Here is a 15841-nt window from a genome sequence, read left to right as displayed (position 1 = left end):
AACAGCGGGGGCAGAGATGGTTACCAAACAGTGGATAAGGCTGACGGCCAGTGATGGATTCGACACCGATGCCTATCTGATCGAACCAGGTGCTAATGCCCAGGCTGCCATAATCCTTGCGCAGGAAGCCTTCGGATTAAACAGTCACATTTTAGCCCTTGCGGAGCAGTTCGCCGCGCAGGGTTATCTGGTGTTGGCGCCCGCCTTATACGATCGAATCGGGCGTAATTTAATCTACGCCTACGATGACGTTAGCAGTGCGGTGACGGCATTAACCGAAAACGGCTTCGATAACCCGATCAGTGATGTCATGGGTGCGATCGACTACCTGCAAGCGCGAGGTATTAAAAAGATTGGCATTATCGGCTACTGCTATGGGGGTGCCGTGGCCTGGTTGGCGGCGGCTAAAGTACCGGCGCTCAGTTGCGCCGTCAGCTACTACGGCACCGGTATTTTAAATTTTCCCGCAGTAAAACCCCTCTGCCCGACCATCGCCCACTGGGGGCAGCAAGACCCAACCACGCCAGCGGAGCGAGTGGCAGAGGTGGCCGAGAATAATCCCGAAGTCACCATGTACTGGTATGAGGCCAACCACGGTTTTAATTCCGACCGCCCTCAATTCGACCGCGCTGCCGCAGAGCTGGCTTTGCAAAGAACAGTTAAATTCTTTGCCGAGCATTTGGGCTGATTATTGCGAGTGGTTGTTTGCTCGGTTATTGGCGCGGGCCCTTGGCAAACAGCCGTTCGCTAAAGAAGCCCACACCTGGGTCGCTATTTTCCGGTAGGGTAACTTGAGTGGGCTGTTGTTGCCGAACATCGTAATTCACCACCCGCTGGGCAAAGCGCCAGCGGCCATCGGTGCAACGCTGGTATTTGTCCAGGTAGCGCACACACATAAAATCTTCAATTTGCCCACCCTTGCCGTCCGGCAAAATATGGTAGGCGAGGGCGTATATTTCGCCTTCCGCTGTATCGCCATTGACGGCGATCAGATGGTTACAAATATGGTGGCCGCTGTAGGTCATGTAGGGGAAGGCTTTTTCCAGGAAGTCGACATAAGCAGCAGCGCCGCCATCGAAGGTGTCACCGTGGGTGTCGGTGGCCTCTTCGGTGTAGAGGGTGCGCAACAGGTCGCCATCTTTGCGGTCGACACCACGGCAATAGAGCAGTGCCAACTCCCGAATAGACTCCTTGTCGATTAACTCCGCTAGATTTTTTTCCAGATCAGACATAAAAAACTCCTCAAGAAACTAACCAACGGTAATACCGTTGTCGATATTGATAACCGCTCCGTGATAACCCCGGGCAGCATCGCTGGCCAGGAAAGCGACCATCTCGGCAATATCGTCTATTTCGTTCAAGCCGCGCAGTGGCGCTATGCGGCTCAGTAAGCTTGGGTCTGGGTTTTCCAGGTTGCGCAAGCCGGCGGCTAAGGCAGTCATCATGCCGCCGGGAGCCACCGCATTAAAGCGAATCGGCTGATGCATATACTCCATGGCCAGGGACTTGGTGAGGTGCGTCAAGGCGGCCTTGGTGGACGAGTAGGCGGCCAGATAGGCCTGGCCCATATGCGCTGCGCAGGAGGTGACATTGACCACCGCCCCCTGGTTGCGAATCAGCTCCGGTATAGCGGCTCGTATTAATTTAAAGGGAGCCGTGTAATTGACGGCCAGGGTTCTCTCCCAATCGGCGTCGCTCATCTCTGTGGTGTGGCTGGGTATGAAAACCGCCGCGACATTGCAGAGCGCATCGAGTCGGCCGAGCTCGGTTATGGCGTTTTTGACGAGTGTTGCACATTGGCTGGTTTCAGCGAGGTCTGCCGCCTGTATTAACGCTCGGCGTCCGAGCGATTCTATCTCCCGGGCGGTGGCCTGGAGGCCGGCCAGGTTGATATCCACCAGGCAGATATCGGCTCCGGCACGGGCCAGGCAGAGCGCGGTCGCTTGGCCGAGCCCGGCTGCGGCGCCGGTGACCAGCGCCACCTTGCCACTCATGTCACTAATGGTTGGCATTGAATACTCTCCTAAACAGCAAAGGTGTAACCGCCATTGACCGGGTAGGTTTGCCCGGTAATCCAACTGGCGGCTTCTGAACATAAAAACAGTGTCATACCGGCAACGTCGTCGGGTTTACCAAAGCGGCGAATAACATAACGGGAGACATGCATTTTGGCGTGTTCGCTGGCTAGGAATTCAGATTTTTGTGGCTCCGGCAGGGGCGGTTCCAAGGTTGACAGTGAAATACTGTTACAGGTGATGCCGAAGCGGCCCGCCTCTTTCGCCAATGAGCGCATGAAACCATTAGCGCCGGCTTTGGCCGCGGAGTAGGTGGTGAGGCGGGCTTCACCAATACGGCCGGCATCGGAAACGATGGTCACCACCCGGCCGCGGCCGACCTTGACCATACTGGGCAGTGCCCGATGACAGCAGTTCATTACGCCGTAGAGGTTGGTTTGGAAGTAGCGCTCCCACTCATCGGGGGCGGTCTCCCAAAATAGCGGCGATGACTGCATGGTGGCGTTGGGACCGGCGTTACCGGCGTTATTGACTAAAATGGTGATTGGCCCCAGTGCCGCTTCGGCGCTATCCATGGCGGCTGTTACCGAGTTGATATCACTGACGTCGGCGGGTGTGGCCACTGCCGGTATGCCCAGGGCCTTAATCTCATCGGCAACGGCCTGGGCCCGCTCGGCAACAAAATCGTTTACGGCAACACCGCCGGCGTTGTGTTTGGCCAGGGCCAGGGCAATCGCCCGCCCGGCACCCTGTCCGGCACCGGTTACGAAGGCGATTTGGCCATCAAGATCAAGCAGGTCTTCACCTATCATTTTTTCTACCTCTAAAACTATGCTCACAAAATGGGTTACGGCGATTATTTATGGGGATTGCCAAACGAGGGGCAGGGATTCAATCGCCAGGATATTGCCACCGCGGTAGGTCACCGGTTGGTTGGGGTCTAATGCAAAACTGGGCAGCTGTTGCAGCACCGCCTGGTAGACCAGGGTTAATTCCAGGCGCGCCAGGTGCGACCCCAAACAGCGATGGGGGCCAACACCAAAGGCGATATGGCCGCTCTCTTTGCGCTTCAATTGGAACTCGGCGGGATTGTTAAATGCTTTGGGATCGAGATCAGCCGCCGGCAGGTAGAGGCAGAGCAGGTCACCCGCCTGCAATTGTTGCCCGCCCAACTCACACGCCTCGGTTACCCGGCGCATGGGAATGGTGAAGGTGTAGCGACGCAACAACTCTTCAACAGCGTCCGGAATCAACTCTGGCTGGGCACGCAACTGGCATTGCAGTGGCTGGTTACCGGCCAGGTGTTTGATGCCGTAGCCGATGCCGTTGATAACGGTATCCAGGCCGGCAATAAAGAGTAGGGTGCAGTAGTCCTCCATCAGCTCCAGGGTCATCGGTTGGCCGTCAATGGTTGCAGACCATAACAGGCTGATCAGGTCATCCTCGGGCTTGAACCGGCGCGCTTGGATTACCTCCGCCATGGCGTTGGCCACCATTCGCTGGCGGGCAAACACTTCCATGGGGTCATTCATGCCCGGAGCCAGGAATTTATGCACGATTTCGCGAAACTCACTCAAGCGCTCCAATGGTAACCCCATCATCTTCATAAAGATGGTGACGGGCAGTGGCTCGGCGATGGCGGAGATGAACTCGCACTGGCCCTTATCAACCACGGCCGCGATAAGCTGCTCGGCCAACTGGGTGATCTCCAACTTGCGCTCGGCTACAGCCTTGGGCGAAAAGGGCTTTAACAACGGGCTGCGCAGTTTGGTGTGCGCGGGTGGGTCAACATTGATGGGAATGGTCTGAATCAGCCGCCCGGAGCCTGGCGGTTGCATGGATTCCAGCACCGACATCATCTCGCTGGTCATTATTTCGCTGGAGAAACGCTGGGTATTTTGTGATGCGCTAAAAACGGCGTCGTGGCTTAGTACCACCCAATGCCCAAAATTGTGAGGCGTCCAGAAGACTGGGGGGTACTCCCGCAACATTTTCTCAACTTTTTGGTGGGGGTCGTGCAGCAGTTCCTGGTCGAGGTAGATATCAAATTCCACCACAGCGGAATCGGGTATGTGGGCAGGCTTGGCTACCGGTGGGATAGCGGCGGTCATTGTTAGCTCCTGATTGTCATTATTGTTGAGCTGATGAGTAGCATAATTTATAACCGGTTTATCGTATCGCCGATACTGGCCTTTATAATGTGGGCGAGTTGTCACGGCGGTTTCGTGATTGACCCTTACCTTTAATTTCACTATATTCGGTTTATGTCGAATATATCAAAACAAAAAACCACCACCGAGCAGCTGCGCTTTATCGATGATCTGTCGGCGGCACTGTTGCCTTGGGGGATGCCCACCGGGGTGGGTCGTCTGTACGGCTATCTGCTGTTGCAGGAGCAGCCGGTCAGCCTGGATGAGATGTGTGAAGAGCTCGAGATTGCAAAAAGTACGGCCAGCGTCTCAGCTCGCGAGCTGGAGCGAACCCAACTGGTGACCCGCCACAGTGTGCGCGGCAGCAAGCGCGTACTCTACAGTGTGAGTGAGGGCAACACCTCGCTGATGCACGATAAGGTGGCCATGCTCGGCTACCTGGCCAGCACACTGCTCAAACGCCAGAATGTCGCCACCAACACCACTGCGTCCACCCGGTTGAATGATATGGCCGGCTACTGCCTGGCATTGCAGAAGGTATTGGCCAACGCACTGGACGAGCTGGAAACGGATTGGAACTCTGTAGCGCGGCCGGATGATACCCCTAAAAAACAATAAGGCGCTCATATGAAAACCTTTCGTACCGATACCTATGGAGGTATCGATTCCTTAATTTTGCAGCACGCCGAGCCGCCCGGAGCGCTGGCCGCCGGCCAGGTGCGCGTTGGCATGCGTGCGGCTTCACTCAATTATCGGGATCTGATGGCGCTTGCGGGCCAACTGCGCGGGCCAAAGGAGGGGCTGATAGCGCTCTCCGATGGCGCTGGCGAGGTGCTGGAAGTTGCCCCGGATGTAACCCATATCGCCGTCGGCGACCGGGTAGCCCTGACCTTCAATACCGGTTGGCTGGGTGGTCCCTGGCGACCAGATCCAACCTGTTTGACCACCCGCTGTTGCCCGCTGCAAGGGGTGATGCAGGAGCAGATGGTGGTACAGCACAGCGAATTGGTGCTGCTGCCTGAGCAGCTGAGTTTTGCCGAAGGGGCCTGTTTGCCCTGCGCTGGGGTAACGGCGTGGCATGCGCTCTGTGGCGAGCGACCGCTCTTACCTGGCATGGTGGTTCTATTACAGGGGGCCGGGGGTGTGGCGACTCTGGGCCTGCAGCTGGCTAAATTATTCGGAGCCCGCGTCATTATGATCTCCTCCAGTGATGAGCGCTGCCAGCGCTTGCGGGCACTGGGTGCTGACGAAACCATCAATTATAAAACTGTGCCCGAATGGCAAGCCGCCGTGCGTGATCTGACCGGAGGCCGGGGTGTGGATCTGGCCATCGACCTGGGCGGTGCCGAGACCATCGACCGTTCTATTGCCGCTACGGCCATGGGAGGGCGGCTGGCGCCGGTTGGCTTGGTCACCGGTTGGCCCAACACTGTCTCCTCGATATTTACCGCCAGTGTTGATATCACGCCGGTGCGGGTTGGCAGCCGGGATGATTTTCAAAATCTGTTACGGGCGATGGCGTTCCACGGGGTGCAACCGGTGATCGACCGCCATTTCTCTTTTGAACAGCTGCCCGAAGCGCTGCGCTATTTGGAGAGCGGTAAGCACTTCGGCAAGATTGTTATCGATTTTTAATCTTTTCCACAATCACAATCGCTGTGCAGTAACCTCTACCTGGGTTCACCAACGGTTGGCTGGTGAAACCTACTTTCTGAAGCGAATGGCCCAAACCTAAAAGTCGCTTTTACGCGGCAGCCTATTGCAATTTCATCACGTAATTATCTGCTCTTGCCTTACCCATACGAGTTATCTCAGGCATTTTAGCGCTGGCTATCTGAGAGCGGCGGCCATCTACACTCTCCCATCCAATTTCTCGGCTTGGTCCCCGATCCGGAAACGGGTAGCTAAATACCGTTGGTACAGCCTAACTGGTTGGTCTGTTCACAATGCCGTTACTGGGGGTATCGATTACGTTGGTTGCAGAGCTGAATGGGAGCGCCTAGTATGTGCAAAATAATTAAATGTGCCGATAGATTAATAGGTTGTTAAATCTGTAAAACGCACAGGTAGGTTAGTTGTTTTCCTTCATTTATTGTATGTATCCGATCGCTTATTTCTTTTTCTAATTTAGTGTTGAGATTTATTTCAAGTGCTGCGCACTGTATTAACGCAATCGCTATTTTGGCCAGTGTTTGTGCGCAGCTTGAGCGTTGATTTAACTCTAGTCACAATCCTCACTAAGCCGTAGATAGTTACCTGCTTTTTACTGCCAATAATAAAAACCAGTACAGAGGGGATTTATCGGAATGGAAGACCTTTTCTCACAGGTGTTGGTTAGCTTAACGGTTGCTGCCGGAGGGTCGCTGCTTATTGAGCGCTTTCTGGAGATATTAAAACACGTTGTCGAAAATGTTGGTGCTGGAGCAAGTTCCACGGCGGCTAAACGGGTGCAACAGATTAAAGAGAGTGTCAAGCTTGCCAAAGCCACGCTCGATGCCTTTAAAAGTGCAGAGAATTCTGTCGATGAGTCTGCCAATGACCACACCTTGCAATTTGCCGAGGCCCTGAAATCAGCGTTGGATAATGCGCAGAGTTCCGATGACCAAGCATCGGCTATGAACAATAACCTAGCGCCTTCCGCCCGTGTCGAGCAGGATGACTCGGAGATGGATGAGCGGACCTTCGAGCACCACTCTCACATCGCCTTTAAATCCATGGCGGCAGTTGGCGATGAGGATAGAGGCTGGATAAACCTGCAACTCTTCTATCACCTTACTGCACTGGGCTTGGGTATTATTTTTGCCAGTAGCATGGATATTCATCTGCTCTCCCAGCTCTTTATGAAAACAGAGCTGCTTGCCGATGGGCAGAGCGTTCAGCTCTTTTTTGACGAGATATTCTCCGGTCTGGTGATCGCCGGTGGCAGCCAGCCGGTGCACATTCTGCTGCGTTTTATCACTACCCGCAAAGTGAGTGGCGACCTGTTGCCAGTGCCGGAAGATGATGCTGAAGAGAGTAAACCGCCGTCACCTATGTCGCCGTTGTTAACCACTGCGCCTTGCGAAGAACCAATGGCTACCCCGGCTGCGTCTGCTCCCGCAAGTGAAGTTCCACCACAGGCGCCGGTAGTGGCCAATGTGCCCATGGTAAAAAACCGTTGGCAACCCATCACCTATAAAGGGGGCGTTAATCCTGCGCAGTTGGAGCAGCGCAACCATCGCACTGGTAACCCCAATTTAATTGTTTTTCACCATACGGCAATGTCGAGTAATTTAGGCTTTCAGGCTGTGGTGGATGAGTTTCTCATTAATAAAGGTTGGTCTACGGGTTACCACTGCGTGATTATGCCCGATGGTGCCATCCGACCTTTTTGCCGTTGGGATAGGGTGGGTAATCACACCAAGGACTTTAACGACCGTAGTTTGGGGGTCGCCTTCCACGGTAATTTTCATCTCGACCCTACTGATAAATACTCCAACGCTTCCGGCCGTTATGGTATTCAGACTCCAACCAAAGAGCAGCTTGACGCCGGTGCGCGTTTGATCGCCTTATGGGTGCATCTATATGACGACATCGCGTTGGATTTCCATACCCATATTTTAGGGCATGGTGAAGTCAAACCCGGTTACACCGTCTGTCCTGGCTCCAACTTTCCCAAAGCAGTATTGCAACAACAGGTGAGTGATTACTTTCACGCCTGGCAGGAGTCGCCGATGGCGCAGGAGGCCCTGCGGGCATTCCGACAAAAATCATACCTCTATATTTAGGAGATTGAACAATGGATGGTAGCAATGCGGCGCTGTTGCTATTGGCTGGCGCAATTTTTATCTCTCTGATCATTGAACGATTTCTGGAAATTGTTAAATCGTGTTACGACGTTTTGGAAGCCAAATACAACTTCTATAAGTTTTGGAATCGTCAAGCGGCTAATTTGCAGGAAAATCTGGAAGCGTTAATTGAAAAGTCAACGGTACTGAATCTGGCCAATCAGTTGGGCGCGGACCGGGTAAAAATAAAAGAGGTGGCCTACGAGAAGTGCAGCTCTATCTCCGTGGCGCAGTTGCGAACGTTTGTCGTGAAGTATGCCGCTAAAGTGTTGGGTATTATTATCGGTATCGTCGTTGCTTGGGTTGCCAACATCGATATGTTTCTCTTGATCGATAACTTGATGAGCGGCGTGGAAAAATCAGCCAGCAGTTACCCCTGGTTGACCATTACCTTAACGGGTGTCTCCATGGGGATGGGTTCCGGCCCGTTACATAAAATCATAGCCAGTATGGAAAAAGCCAAACAGACGCGGGTCTCCCGTTCTGAATAGGAGCGAACAAAGATATGCCCGATTTTGATTTTATCCATTTTCTCACCACCTATGGTGGCGTCATTCTTGGGGCGATACTGCTGATAGGTGCCAGCCTGGTCTTGCCGGGAAGCGTACGCAAATATGTGCTCACGGCCGGTATTGCGGTTCTGCTCTATCGTGCGTATCAGTTGTGGACAAACAGGAAACGGTTGGCGGAGGCCGATGCCGAGCGCGATCAATTACGGAAGGTTAATGCCGAGCTTAATTCGCGCTTAACAGGGCTGCAGGCTGAATCAGAAGCTATGCGCCAGAAAAAAATCGCCATTGAGGCAGAGCAGGCTCGCTTAAAGGCCGAGAGCGATAAACTGGCAGTCAACAGTGCCGATACCATTGCCAAAAAAGCGGAGCTGGATCAGAAGGTCGGTGAATTACAAAGCGAGGGTGAACAGTTGCAGAACCGTCGGGATGCCTATGCCGCAGCCTTAAATAAAGCGGCTGAGCTTGGCAAAAAATACGCTATCGAGTAAGGAGTTGTTATGTACGCCAAATTATTTGGGGCCTGCGTACTATTTACGGCTACGCAGGTTGCTATGGCCGACTGTTTGGTGCCAGTCGATAAAGCAGCCATGGCAGTGCGTGCAGTGGAGGGCATGACGGTCTATATCGTAAAAAAAGAGTATGTCGATCAGCTCGACTGTTTGGATACCCGTTTGGTTGATGATCAAGCTGCGTATATCCAAAAATTGGAGCAGTCACTTAAGCAGTATCAAACGGTCGCCAATGAACTGGAAGAGAATTTAAAGCAATACCAGACGGTCACTTCCGATTTGAACAGCACCTTGGCCAATTCAACCTCGTTAACTGATCGTTATGATCAGCTGGTGATTAAATACGATCAACTGTCGGTCGACTACTCCGCCTTGGCTGACCGCTACGACGATCTGGCTGGTAAGTATCGCAGCATAGCGCTCGACAGCGGTGGTTTGTTCTCATTTGATACCGGAGTCGGTATTACCGATGATGGCGATTTTATGGGGCTTTTGGGCGTCGGCTTGAAACGTTACCGTTTGTGGGGCGTGGTGCAGGAAGAGAACACAGGCGTGGTTTTGGGAGTCTCCCTCCCATTTTAGTGCCGGTTGATCAATGTGCTCTTGACTTCCGGCGCCTGTTGTTTGCCGAGCGCTACAGCGCTCAACCAACGCCTGATAATCACCCCGTTGCACCGGGTTTTATTTAACGCAGTAATCGCGCTCGAAAATTCCGGCCTTTTAATTTTCCCTGGGTAATTTTTGCAAGCGCCTGCTTGGCGACCGCGCGGTAAACAGCCACAAACGCCTTGTTGGGGGTAATGTGAATTTTACCCAGCTGGTCACCACCTATCCCCTGCTCGCCGGTGAGGCCGCCAACAATATCCCCCGGCCTTAGTTTATCTTTTTTACCGCCATCAATTTGCAAGGTTTGCCATTTAGGTCGGGGCGGGGTGGTGCTCAGCAGCTGCTGTTGGGGGAGGGGGCTGAGGGTAGGCTGCTCGGAGAGCTGATCCTCAAGGCGATCCAATTTAAACTGCTCATTTTTATTGACCAGGCTACAGGCCAAGCCACTACTGCCGGCGCGCCCGGTTCGCCCAACCCGATGCACGTGCACCTCGCTGTCCCGGGCCAAGTGGTAGTTGATCACCAAGTCGACCGCTTCTATATCCAAACCGCGTGCCGCGACATCTGTGGCAACCAGCACCGTTAAGCTTTTATTGGCAAAGCGGACCAGCGTTTCGTCGCGCTCTTTCTGTTCCATGTCGCCGTGCAGGGCGGCGGCATAAAAGCCAGCGGCGTTTAGTTGGTCGCAAACGGCCTGGGTTTCACGCTTGGTGTTGGCGAAAACAATCGCGGATTCGGGGGCTTGCTCCAATAACAGTAATTCAGTGGCGGTTATCCGTTGGCTCTCATCATCAAGTAGAAAAAAGCGTTGTTGGATCAGATTGTTCACCGGTTCACTGGCGATCACGATTCGAACCGGATCCTGCAACACGCGGCCGGCAATTTGTTCTATCTCCTTGGGGTAGGTTGCACTAAAAAGCACGGTTTGGCGTTTGCTTGGCAGGTACTCAACTATCTCGTCCATTGCGCTTTGGAAACCCATGTCCAGCATGCGGTCGGCTTCGTCCAGTACAAAATAGTCTGTGGCGGAAAGATCAAGTGAGCCTTTCTGCAGATGCTCCAATAGTCGACCCGGTGTGCCCACCACAATATGGGCCCCATGCTGCAGTGAACCCAGCTGGGGGCCGAAGGGTTGCCCGCCGCACAGAGTCAACACCTTGATATTGTGCGTGCCGCGGCCCAGCCTGCGTATTTCGTTGGCCACCTGATCGGCCAGCTCCCGGGTGGGGCAGAGCACCAGCGACTGCACACAAAAGCGTTTTACCTCCAGGTGATGCAGCAGACCCAAGCCAAAGGCTGCGGTTTTGCCAGAGCCGGTTTTTGCCTGGGCAATGACATCGCGGCCATTGAGTATGGCCGGAAGACTCTCTGCTTGTATGGGGGTCATGGTTTGGTAACCCAGTTCTCCCAGGGTGACTAACAGCGATGGGGCAAGGGGCAGGGTGGAGAAAGCAGGCAAGCGGGAGTCCTCTCAGGGGTGTGGCCCGGCATTGTACCCTTAAGTTGGCACCAGCACGCGCTTTTATTGCTGTACGCCAACGCTTTGGGCGTTAATACTGGCGGCTGTTTGGGTAACCCTTGGGGTGGTTTTATCGTGGCAGAGCAATGGCATCTGTTTTGTCGGGTGGTGGATAACTTTGGCGATATCGGTACCTGCTGGCAGCTTGCCCGCACTTTGGTAAGCCACCACGGCAAAGCGGTGACGCTTTGGTTGGATGATCTACCCAGTTTGGCCGCCCTGTGGCCGGGGGTGGATACTGCTAATGCCCAACAGTCGTTAGAGGGGGTGAGCATTCGCCACTGGTGTGATCCTTTGCCTTTGGTAACCCCCGGTGATGTCGTCATTGAGGCCTACGGCTGTGAACTGCCGGCGCTGTATATCGAGTCGATGGCTGGCCATACGACTCATTGGCTTAACCTGGAATATTTAAGTGCAGAAACCTGGGTGGCCGATTTTCATTTGGGGCGATCACCTGTGCATGGGCTTAATAAAACTTTTTTCTTTCCCGGTTTTGATAATCATTCGGGTGGCCTGCTTTGGGAGCCGGAATTACTAGCCCTGTCTGAGCGGTTCCGAGAGCCCAGTGTGCGTAAGCAGTGGCGCCAGCAGATGGGCATTCCCGAAGTCGCCGATGTCGTTACCCTAAGCCTGTTTGCCTATGCCAACGTCGCCTTGCCTATACTGCTCGATAGTTTGAGTAAGGCACCCTTTGCCAGCCATCTGCTGGTCCCCGAAGGAAAGGTTTCCAAGCCCATCAGTAACTGGTTGGGGCAGAGTTTTGTTGCCAGCAACTCCTACAGTCGTGGCAATTTGCAGCTGACCGCGCTGCCCTTTTTAGCACAGGATCAATACGACCGTTTACTCGCCTACTGTGACTTTAACTTTGTCCGTGGTGAGGCGTCATTTATGCGGACGCAAATGCTGGGTAAACCATTTCTTTGGCAGATTTATCCTCAGGAGGAGGGGGCTCACTATATAAAGCTTAACGCTTTTCTGGAGCGCTATTTGGCAGGGGCCCCGACGGCGTTGGTCGAGCCGGCAAAGGCGTTACACGGTACCTGGAATGGCGCAGGAGGTGACGCTTTTCGGGCGGATTTATCACCGTTGCTGAGCACTTGGCAATCGCACTCTCTTAACTGGCAAAAAAAGATGATCTCTTTAGGGGATCTCGCATCAAATCTCGTGCTTTTTTGCGGCCTTCAGGTATAGTACCGCGCGCTCAAATCTCCCTCCATTTTTTGGATACCTAAACTATGAAAACCGCACAAGAGTTCCGCGCTGGCCAGGTCATCAATCTGGATGGCCAAGCCTGGATTGTTCTTAAAAGTGAATTTAACAAATCTGGCCGTAATGCTGCTGTCTGTAAAATGAAGTTAAAAAACCTGATCACCGGTGCCTCCCAAGAGCCGGTGTTTAAGGCCGATGATAAATTGGAGCCCATTATTCTGGATCGTAAAGAGGTAACCTACTCCTACTTTGCCGACCCTCTCTACGTTTTTATGGACGAAGAGTACAACCAGATTGAAGTTGAAGCAGAAAACCTGGGTAACACCCTCGACTTTATAGTGGATGGCATGCCCGAAGTATGTGCCGCGATATTTTATCAGGGCAAGGCCATATCGGTAGAGCTGCCAACCACCATTGTGCGTACTGTTGATTACACCGAACCCGCTGCCCGTGGTGATACCTCTGGCAAGGTGATGAAGTTGGCTAAGTTAGCCAACGGTTATGAACTGCAGGTAGCCGCCTTTATCGAGACCGGAGAGGCGATTGAAATCGATACCCGTACCGGTGACTTTAAAGGTCGAGCCAAGGCTTAATCCGATTCGCTTTTTCTATAGTTCTAATAACCACATCCCAAGCTCTGGAAATATCTCAGCTATATTCTTCAGAGCTTTTTGCGACTGCCATAGGCTATCACCGATGGTAGCACTCCTCCCCCTAATTACCCGCCCCATATTCTGAGTCTCCGCTACTGTGGCTTATGCTTGAAGCCATTGCGTGGGCTAGCGCGTGCCGGTTTAGGCTGCCGTTAAATATTACCGGCTGTACTAAGCGTTAAATAACGGTACAGTGTCTGTCCCTGTTAACGTTAATTGGTATAGCTGCAAGAACCGTTTTAGTTATGTTTATAAAAAGGCTCCCTGGCTTCTACTGGCTGGTGTCGCTGCTGATGGCACAGTCTCTGTTCGCCTATGCTCAGCCGTTGATGGTCAATCCCTGGTTGGCGCAAATAGAGTACTTTGAACAGCTGGATAGTGTGCATCCACCGCCAACCAATGCGGTGCTCTTTTTAGGCAGTTCCAGTATTCGGCTCTGGTCAAGCTTGCAGCTGGACTTTCCCAATGCGGTGGTCATCAATCGTGGTTTTGGTGGCTCGGAAATTAGCGATAGTGTCTTCTTCTTTGAGCAAATTGTGGCCCCTTACCAGCCCCGCTTAATTATCTTTTATGCCGGTGAAAACGACATTGCCCATGGCAAAACACCGCAACAGGTTTTGGATGATTTCAAAGCGCTGGTGCAGAAGGTGCAAACCGAGTTGCCCAACACTACACTGGCCTTTATCAGCATAAAACCAAGCCCGGCACGCGCAGGTGTTCGGCCGGCAGTGGCGTTGGCTAACCAGTTGATTGCTGAGTTTATAGAGACTCAAGAGCGGCTGGTTTATGTGGATGTGTTTACCCCTATGTTGGCTGCCGATGGCTCACCGCGTATCGAGTTGTTTATTGATGATGGTTTGCATATGAACTCGCTGGGTTATCAGCTGTGGGTAGAGCAGTTACGACCCTTATTTCAGTGATTAAAAAAATTGTTTCAGCAATCAGCTGTTGTGCATTTTAAAAATATAACGTCAAAGGTTTTTGGGCGTAATTAGGGAGAGCAATGCAATGGACGAAAATATCTACGCTACACCACAAGCAACACTGGCAAACGAAGAGGTGGTGTCGACTGAACGGGCCAGTCGTTGGGCCAGGTTGGCTGCATCGCTGGTCGACACCATACTCCTCTTTCCCGTGATGATTGCCTGCTATTTTGCGATTGTGGCTTACGCCGATGAAATAATCGGTGGGCTGAACAGGTTGTGGTTCGAGGTTGCCTATGTGGTGTTATCAATTGTTTACTTCTTTATTGTTAATGGCTGGCTGCTGGTTAAAAGAGGCCAAACGTTGGGGAAAAAGTTGTTGGGTATTAGAGCAATCAAGCTCAATGGCGATGCTATGGATATGCCAACGATTGCCAAACGCTATGCTTGGTATTGGTTAGTGCCGCAGGTGCCCTATATTGGTGGCGTGGTCGCTGTTATCGGCACCCTGATGATATTTGGCCGTGAAAAGCGATGCCTGCACGATCACATAGCCGATACCAAAGTGGTGAAGGTGGGTTAATGGGCAGTGCCAGGCGCCGGCGATGGTGGTATTCGGCGGCAATCAGCTCGGCCTAAGGTATGCCTGTAATTGCCACACAATTGGACTAAAATAGCACTTTCTTAAGGGGGCGATTAGATTACCATTCCCCCTTTTTGTGTGTTGCTCTCTTCACCAGTAATCCATTCAGCTCGCCGAGGAGTCTTTATGATCAGCAGCTTTCATCCTCCCGTTCGCACTCTCATGGGGCCCGGTCCCTCGGATGTTCACCCGCGCATTTTATCCGCCTTGGGGCGGCCAACCATCGGTCATCTGGACCCGGCGTTTATTCAGATGATGGATGAGGTGAAGGAGCTGCTGCAGTACGCCTTCCAAACCAAGAATCCACTGACGCTACCTATCTCTGCACCGGGCTCTGCCGGTATGGAAGCCTGCTTCGTCAATCTGATTGAGCCGGGCGATAAAGTGGTGGTGTGTGTGAACGGTGTCTTCGGTATTCGCATGCTGGAGAATGTCACCCGCACCGGCGGTGTCGCTGTCCGGGTCGATGATGAGTGGGGCAAACCTGTCGACCCGGCCAAGCTAGCCGCGGCGCTTGAGGCCAACCCGGATACCAAAATTATGGCGTTTGTCCACGCCGAAACCTCCACCGGTGTCTGCTCGGATGCCGCAACCCTTTGTGCACTGGGGCGTAAACACGATTGTCTGGTGATTATGGATACCGTCACCGGCCTGGGTGGAGTACCGGTTCTGGTGGACGAGTGGGGAGCCGATGCCGTCTATTCAGGCTCACAGAAGTGCCTCTCCTGTACGCCGGGCCTCTCTCCGGTCACCTTCAGCGAGCGCGCAGTCGAGGTGATACGCAACCGCAAAACTCCAGTACAGAGCTGGTTTTTGGATATGAACCTGGTGATGGGCTACTGGGGTGAAGGTGCTAAGCGCGCCTACCACCACACGGCGCCCATCAACGCCCTCTACGGGTTGCATGAATCCCTGGTGATGTTGCAGGAGGAGGGGCTATCTGCCGCCTTCGCCCGGCATCGCGTCATGCATGAGAAGCTCTACGCCGGCCTCACGGAGTTGGGCATTCGCTTTGTGGTTGACGAAGAGTACCGCCTACCCCAGCTCAATGCCGTTTGGATTCCGGAAGGCGTGGACGACGCCGTCGCGCGCACGCGTCTGTTGAATGAATTTAACCTGGAGATTGGTGCCGGCTTGGGTGCCTATGCTGGTAAGGTATGGCGCATTGGCTTAATGGGTTACTCCGCCAAGCAGGAGAATATCGATCTTTGCCTCAAGGCATTGTCTGCGGTTATTGCTCAATAAGTTCGGTCGGTTAAAAACAGAGGCAGTGGG

Annotated in this window: 17 protein-coding genes; 12 read left to right on the top strand and 5 right to left on the bottom strand. The window is 53.3% G+C overall.

Going from position 1 to position 15841, the window contains the following annotated elements:
- Positions 1-16: 16 nt before the first annotated feature.
- Entirely contained in the window at positions 17-688 is a 672-nt protein-coding gene (locus SBL51_RS05160) for a dienelactone hydrolase family protein (protein ID WP_317929678.1), read from the top strand.
- A gap of 25 nt (positions 689-713) precedes the next feature.
- Here the strand turns inward: SBL51_RS05160 and SBL51_RS05155 are convergent, their stop codons facing one another.
- The 4 genes from SBL51_RS05155 to SBL51_RS05140 are packed head-to-tail and all read right to left on the bottom strand — an operon-like array spanning position 714 to position 4126.
- Positions 714-1232 carry a nuclear transport factor 2 family protein gene (locus tag SBL51_RS05155; protein WP_317929677.1) on the bottom strand — a complete coding sequence of 173 codons (519 nt, stop codon included), beginning with the start codon at positions 1230-1232 and terminating at the stop codon, positions 714-716.
- Between the two features lie 18 nt (positions 1233-1250).
- Positions 1251-2012, bottom strand: coding sequence for an SDR family oxidoreductase (locus SBL51_RS05150; protein ID WP_317929676.1), 762 nt, complete (start codon positions 2010-2012; stop codon positions 1251-1253).
- An 11-nt stretch (positions 2013-2023) separates the two neighbouring features.
- Positions 2024-2827, bottom strand: a complete 804-nt coding sequence (locus tag SBL51_RS05145; RefSeq protein ID WP_317929675.1) for an SDR family NAD(P)-dependent oxidoreductase — start codon at positions 2825-2827, stop codon at positions 2024-2026.
- Between the two features lie 48 nt (positions 2828-2875).
- A complete protein-coding gene (locus SBL51_RS05140) occupies positions 2876-4126 on the bottom strand; it encodes a cytochrome P450 (protein WP_317929674.1) in 1251 nt (416 codons plus the stop codon).
- 153 nt (positions 4127-4279) lie between these two features.
- Between SBL51_RS05140 and SBL51_RS05135 the strand changes: the two genes are divergently transcribed.
- The 6 genes from SBL51_RS05135 to SBL51_RS05110 all read left to right on the top strand — a co-directional run bounded on the left by SBL51_RS05135 (position 4280) and on the right by SBL51_RS05110 (position 9595).
- Positions 4280-4783: a hypothetical protein gene (locus SBL51_RS05135; RefSeq protein ID WP_317929673.1), complete on the top strand. Its 504-nt coding sequence runs from the start codon at positions 4280-4282 to the stop codon at positions 4781-4783.
- Between the two features lie 9 nt (positions 4784-4792).
- A complete protein-coding gene (locus SBL51_RS05130) occupies positions 4793-5800 on the top strand; it encodes an NAD(P)-dependent alcohol dehydrogenase (protein WP_317929671.1) in 1008 nt (335 codons plus the stop codon).
- 671 nt (positions 5801-6471) lie between these two features.
- Positions 6472-7932: a peptidoglycan recognition family protein gene (locus SBL51_RS05125; RefSeq protein ID WP_317929669.1), complete on the top strand. Its 1461-nt coding sequence runs from the start codon at positions 6472-6474 to the stop codon at positions 7930-7932.
- 11 nt (positions 7933-7943) lie between these two features.
- Positions 7944-8483 carry a hypothetical protein gene (locus tag SBL51_RS05120; RefSeq protein WP_317929667.1) on the top strand — a complete coding sequence of 180 codons (540 nt, stop codon included), beginning with the start codon at positions 7944-7946 and terminating at the stop codon, positions 8481-8483.
- Between the two features lie 14 nt (positions 8484-8497).
- On the top strand, positions 8498-8992 hold the full coding sequence (locus SBL51_RS05115) for a hypothetical protein (RefSeq protein ID WP_317929665.1): 495 nt from the start codon (positions 8498-8500) through the stop codon (positions 8990-8992).
- 9 nt (positions 8993-9001) lie between these two features.
- Entirely contained in the window at positions 9002-9595 is a 594-nt protein-coding gene (locus tag SBL51_RS05110; protein ID WP_317929663.1) for a hypothetical protein, read from the top strand.
- A 103-nt stretch (positions 9596-9698) separates the two neighbouring features.
- On the opposite strand, the gene dbpA is transcribed toward SBL51_RS05110, so the two are convergent.
- Positions 9699-11078, bottom strand: a complete 1380-nt coding sequence (dbpA, locus tag SBL51_RS05105) for an ATP-dependent RNA helicase DbpA (RefSeq protein WP_317929661.1) — start codon at positions 11076-11078, stop codon at positions 9699-9701.
- Between the two features lie 135 nt (positions 11079-11213).
- Here dbpA and earP point away from each other — a divergent pair, with 135 nt between their 5' ends.
- The 5 genes from earP (at position 11214) to SBL51_RS05080 (ending at position 15811) form a co-directional block, all read left to right on the top strand.
- The gene (gene earP, locus SBL51_RS05100; protein WP_317929659.1) at positions 11214-12329 is read left to right on the top strand and encodes an elongation factor P maturation arginine rhamnosyltransferase EarP; all 1116 of its coding nucleotides are present in this window, start codon (positions 11214-11216) and stop codon (positions 12327-12329) included.
- 44 nt (positions 12330-12373) lie between these two features.
- The gene (efp, locus tag SBL51_RS05095) at positions 12374-12940 is read left to right on the top strand and encodes an elongation factor P (protein WP_317929658.1); all 567 of its coding nucleotides are present in this window, start codon (positions 12374-12376) and stop codon (positions 12938-12940) included.
- Positions 12941-13245: 305 nt separating this feature from the next.
- Positions 13246-13920: an SGNH/GDSL hydrolase family protein gene (locus tag SBL51_RS05090; RefSeq protein WP_317929657.1), complete on the top strand. Its 675-nt coding sequence runs from the start codon at positions 13246-13248 to the stop codon at positions 13918-13920.
- Between the two features lie 88 nt (positions 13921-14008).
- Complete coding sequence (locus SBL51_RS05085) at positions 14009-14506, top strand: RDD family protein (RefSeq protein ID WP_317929656.1); 498 nt, start codon at positions 14009-14011, stop codon at positions 14504-14506.
- Between the two features lie 186 nt (positions 14507-14692).
- A complete protein-coding gene (locus SBL51_RS05080; protein ID WP_317929655.1) occupies positions 14693-15811 on the top strand; it encodes an alanine--glyoxylate aminotransferase family protein in 1119 nt (372 codons plus the stop codon).
- The last annotated feature ends 30 nt before the right edge of the window (positions 15812-15841 follow it).

The organism is Halioxenophilus sp. WMMB6 (assembly GCF_033283405.1).
GTDB lineage: Bacteria > Pseudomonadota > Gammaproteobacteria > Pseudomonadales > Cellvibrionaceae > Halioxenophilus.
The sequence above is the reverse complement of the archived record's forward strand: the minus strand, read 5'-3'. Positions and strand labels throughout refer to the sequence as shown.

What these genes read in the sequence shown, in the direction of transcription:
- SBL51_RS05110 (WP_317929663.1), top strand. Translation starts at nt 9,002, where the DNA reads ATGTACGCCAAATTATTTGGGGCCTGCGTACTATTTACGGCTACGCAG.
- SBL51_RS05090 (WP_317929657.1), top strand. Translation starts at nt 13,246, where the DNA reads ATGTTTATAAAAAGGCTCCCTGGCTTCTACTGGCTGGTGTCGCTGCTG.
- SBL51_RS05130 (WP_317929671.1), top strand. Translation starts at nt 4,793, where the DNA reads ATGAAAACCTTTCGTACCGATACCTATGGAGGTATCGATTCCTTAATT.
- SBL51_RS05155 (WP_317929677.1), bottom strand. Translation starts at nt 1,232, where the DNA reads ATGTCTGATCTGGAAAAAAATCTAGCGGAGTTAATCGACAAGGAGTCT.
- SBL51_RS05125 (WP_317929669.1), top strand. Translation starts at nt 6,472, where the DNA reads ATGGAAGACCTTTTCTCACAGGTGTTGGTTAGCTTAACGGTTGCTGCC.
- SBL51_RS05115 (WP_317929665.1), top strand. Translation starts at nt 8,498, where the DNA reads ATGCCCGATTTTGATTTTATCCATTTTCTCACCACCTATGGTGGCGTC.
- efp (WP_317929658.1), top strand. Translation starts at nt 12,374, where the DNA reads ATGAAAACCGCACAAGAGTTCCGCGCTGGCCAGGTCATCAATCTGGAT.
- SBL51_RS05085 (WP_317929656.1), top strand. Translation starts at nt 14,009, where the DNA reads ATGGACGAAAATATCTACGCTACACCACAAGCAACACTGGCAAACGAA.
- SBL51_RS05145 (WP_317929675.1), bottom strand. Translation starts at nt 2,827, where the DNA reads ATGATAGGTGAAGACCTGCTTGATCTTGATGGCCAAATCGCCTTCGTA.
- SBL51_RS05150 (WP_317929676.1), bottom strand. Translation starts at nt 2,012, where the DNA reads ATGCCAACCATTAGTGACATGAGTGGCAAGGTGGCGCTGGTCACCGGC.
- SBL51_RS05120 (WP_317929667.1), top strand. Translation starts at nt 7,944, where the DNA reads ATGGATGGTAGCAATGCGGCGCTGTTGCTATTGGCTGGCGCAATTTTT.
- SBL51_RS05135 (WP_317929673.1), top strand. Translation starts at nt 4,280, where the DNA reads ATGTCGAATATATCAAAACAAAAAACCACCACCGAGCAGCTGCGCTTT.
- SBL51_RS05160 (WP_317929678.1), top strand. Translation starts at nt 17, where the DNA reads ATGGTTACCAAACAGTGGATAAGGCTGACGGCCAGTGATGGATTCGAC.
- SBL51_RS05140 (WP_317929674.1), bottom strand. Translation starts at nt 4,126, where the DNA reads ATGACCGCCGCTATCCCACCGGTAGCCAAGCCTGCCCACATACCCGAT.
- SBL51_RS05080 (WP_317929655.1), top strand. Translation starts at nt 14,693, where the DNA reads ATGATCAGCAGCTTTCATCCTCCCGTTCGCACTCTCATGGGGCCCGGT.